Here is a 2,989-nt window from a genome sequence, read left to right on the forward strand (position 1 = left end):
GAATCTAATTAATTAAGGGTTTATTGATTAGGGTTTAACGAGATTCAACTTAAAACCTAATTGCTTCAATAGTTCGTAGAAGGCTTCGGGTTGCATTTTGTCGTGAGAGTCGATACCTCCTAATGGGGCTAGGGATTCAATACGATGAACAAAACTAACTGCTCGAATGATTATTTCTGCATAGGGCCGTTGCTCCTCATCCTTAATCAATAAAGCTATCTGCTTGTGATTCATTGCCATACTTCTCAAACACTTAAATTCTCGTGTTTGCTTTTCGTCTAATCGACTGTTCTGAATTTGATGCCAGAGATTCTCCCGAAAACTTTGGGGAGTATAGCCAAAAGTCTGAAATTCTTTCCCCATATCAACTAAATGTTTTCGGTTTTTACGAAGAACAGGGAAAACTATTTTGATGTTTAGAATTGGAAATTGAAAGTTAGTCATTGTTTGTTATCAAAAAACTTCATCGATTCTTGCGTTAGCATCTCACCACTAACTTTGAGGATAAAAAAAAGCCTTAATCTCACAAAGAGACTAAGACTTAATTAGTTAAGAGGTTTAGAAAGGTTTGGGCTCGTATTCGGAATCAGCTTCTTGATACTTTTGTTTCAGTTGATTAACTTTTGATTCAGTTGATTTAGATTCTTTGGCTTGATAATTGGATTTTTGTTGGTAATAATCTGAACGAATTTCCATAAGTTCATCTTCGGTATAACCCATGTCTTTGATGAACTTTTGGACTTTAGCTAAATCCATTTTGTTGATTTCATGCTTGAGCCATTCGGTTTTGAAGATTTCATAAAGTTCTAAACCATTGATTTCTTTACCTTCAATTCTCAAGCCTTTATTGGTACTCTTATAATGTTGCCAAGCCAGGATTCGGAAGCAATCTACAAGAATTGAGGTTGTTTTTTGAGCTTTAGTTTGAATAAGGATAGACATTGTATTAAGAAAAAGAAACAACGCCTATCTTTAGCGATAGCTACCCTATTCAGAAACTTTGAAATACTCTATACTCCAAATAGAATAAAGCAAAATTAGTTTTACTTTACGCTTCTTGGTTCGCCCCAAATAACAACCAGGGAATCTTACCCAAATCCCATTATTGGCAATGGCAAATATTATCCCAAATTTCCCAATAAGATTAGGATATTCGCCATCGGAATCTAAGCCTTTAATCTTGACTTTCTGATTCCTTTTGAGTTTTGGAAATAACGGTAATTGTAATTGAATGTGCTTGGATTTGGAACTATGGGGTGAATTTCTCATATAATGTTTTCTCCAATTGTTGAATTAATTCATTACTTCTTTCAATAAATTCTGCATAAGGAACTTTGGCGATTCTGAAGGTACGACTCATTGCCCATCGTTCATCAGAATCTATTTCTGGGCCGCATTCCCCACAATATTCTTTGATTTCGAGAGAAACGTTTTTAGCCCATATTGTTATCTGGATGTAGTAACTATTCATGTCATCGTTCTCTGGCATTATAAACTTAGAGAATCTTATAAACGGAATCTCTTTACCGTCTGGTGATTCCCAGGTATCTCGTTCTCCTTGCCAATCTAATGCTTGACAAATTTTGATTACTTTATCTCTCATTTGTGTTATCCTTAATTTGCACAGAATTGAACGCAATAGCAAAACCAATAACGTTATTCCCTTGAGTAACATTATTGGTTTGTTATTTGTTATTGAATTTATGATTGAAGTTCATTAAAGAGATTTAACAAACTATCAATGGAGAGTTCTTTAACTTTAAATTCAAAGGGAAAAGAGGGATTACGTTTAGAATCACGGAACTCCTGAATATGTCCCCCATAGAATTGAATTTGGTCATAGAGGATTGATTGTTCTTCGGTTGTCGAACCAATATAAGCAATAAAACTGGTAAATCCCGAATCAGAATCAGGAGCCTCTGACCAATTAAATTGATTGTTTTTGGTTCCACAAATGGTAATGCGATCGCTAAGTTCGACTGTAAGATAATTACCATGAGGACTTGATTTAATTACTTTACCTTTAATTCCTGCAAAAGTTATGGTATTCATTGATTTAGTTAAGAAACTTCATTGAATTATCGCGATAGCGACCTACCGCTCAAGTTATTTATTGGAGTGCTTGAAAAGCGGCTTGAAGCTGATACAGGTTTGCGTTTTCAAGATTGAATTGTTCCCGATACTCCCGCACAGTTTTGAGTTCAATTTCTTCAAGATTAACAGAAAGTTCGCAGTTGCGGGGAGCAAAGAGGTTGAAGCAATTGAGGTCATTAAATCCCTTAAAGTATTCGATTCGATAATTAATCCCAGATTCTTTAAGAGCTTGTTCAATTGCTTCCTGCTCGAAACAGCAAAAGCTCGAATACATTTCTAATTCAGTATTTGATTCAGTCATTTGATTTAGTTAAGAGAAACTTCATTAAATTCAAGCGGTAGCTAGAGCATTAAAGTTTCTAATTACCGCTTAATTGAATTAGATTTGAGCTAAGATTTCTCCAATTCTGTTGTAATCATCATCCCTTTCAGTTAGATAATTACCGTATCCTGCACCTGTATAGTAGAAAGTGTTCTCAGTCGGCATGAAGATAATGCAGTTGTGACCATACAAAGGAAATAAATCTTTTAAATGGGGTTGAATATTTTCTCGTTCCCATTTAAGTTTTGCATTCAGTCGGTCAAAAACACTGCCTTTGGATTTATCGGGTTCAGGTTTAGGAGCTTTAGAACCGAATTTAGGTGGAATTCTAATCATTGATTTAGTTCAAAAAAACTTCATTAAATTTAAGCGGTAGCTGGTAAATCCCAATTACTGTTTATTGATTTCTTGACCGTATTGAACTAATTTTTGAATCTCCCATAGACAGGAGCTACGCAGAATGTCAGTTTTGAGATTAAATTGTTCACGATACTTGAGGACAATTTCCATCTCAATAGAACGTAAATCTAAATCATTAGGTTCAGTAAAGAGATTGAAACAGTCAAGGGGTCG

7 protein-coding genes are annotated in these 2,989 nt (G+C 34.9%); all 7 read right to left on the minus strand.

The window, feature by feature from the left end:
- Positions 1 to 27: 27 nt before the first annotated feature.
- On the minus strand, positions 28 to 444 hold the full coding sequence (locus PL9631_RS27490; protein ID WP_083616420.1) for a hypothetical protein: 417 nt from the start codon (positions 442 to 444) through the stop codon (positions 28 to 30).
- Positions 445 to 558: 114 nt separating this feature from the next.
- The gene (locus PL9631_RS27495; protein WP_083616422.1) at positions 559 to 942 is read right to left on the minus strand and encodes a hypothetical protein; all 384 of its coding nucleotides are present in this window, start codon (positions 940 to 942) and stop codon (positions 559 to 561) included.
- Between the two features lie 307 nt (positions 943 to 1,249).
- The gene (locus PL9631_RS27500; RefSeq protein WP_083616424.1) at positions 1,250 to 1,603 is read right to left on the minus strand and encodes a hypothetical protein; all 354 of its coding nucleotides are present in this window, start codon (positions 1,601 to 1,603) and stop codon (positions 1,250 to 1,252) included.
- A 98-nt stretch (positions 1,604 to 1,701) separates the two neighbouring features.
- Positions 1,702 to 2,052, minus strand: coding sequence for a hypothetical protein (locus tag PL9631_RS27505; RefSeq protein WP_083616426.1), 351 nt, complete (start codon positions 2,050 to 2,052; stop codon positions 1,702 to 1,704).
- Between the two features lie 58 nt (positions 2,053 to 2,110).
- Positions 2,111 to 2,395, minus strand: a complete 285-nt coding sequence (locus tag PL9631_RS27510; protein ID WP_083616428.1) for a hypothetical protein — start codon at positions 2,393 to 2,395, stop codon at positions 2,111 to 2,113.
- Positions 2,396 to 2,473: 78 nt separating this feature from the next.
- Positions 2,474 to 2,752 (minus strand): hypothetical protein, encoded by a 279-nt coding sequence (locus tag PL9631_RS27515; protein ID WP_083616430.1) that lies wholly within the window; start codon positions 2,750 to 2,752, stop codon positions 2,474 to 2,476.
- A 54-nt stretch (positions 2,753 to 2,806) separates the two neighbouring features.
- On the minus strand, positions 2,807 to 2,989 hold a 183-nt coding region (locus tag PL9631_RS27520), incomplete at its 5' end, for a hypothetical protein (protein ID WP_231516668.1).

The organism is Planktothrix paucivesiculata PCC 9631, assembly GCF_900009265.2.
Lineage (GTDB): Bacteria > Cyanobacteriota > Cyanobacteriia > Cyanobacteriales > Microcoleaceae > Planktothrix > Planktothrix paucivesiculata.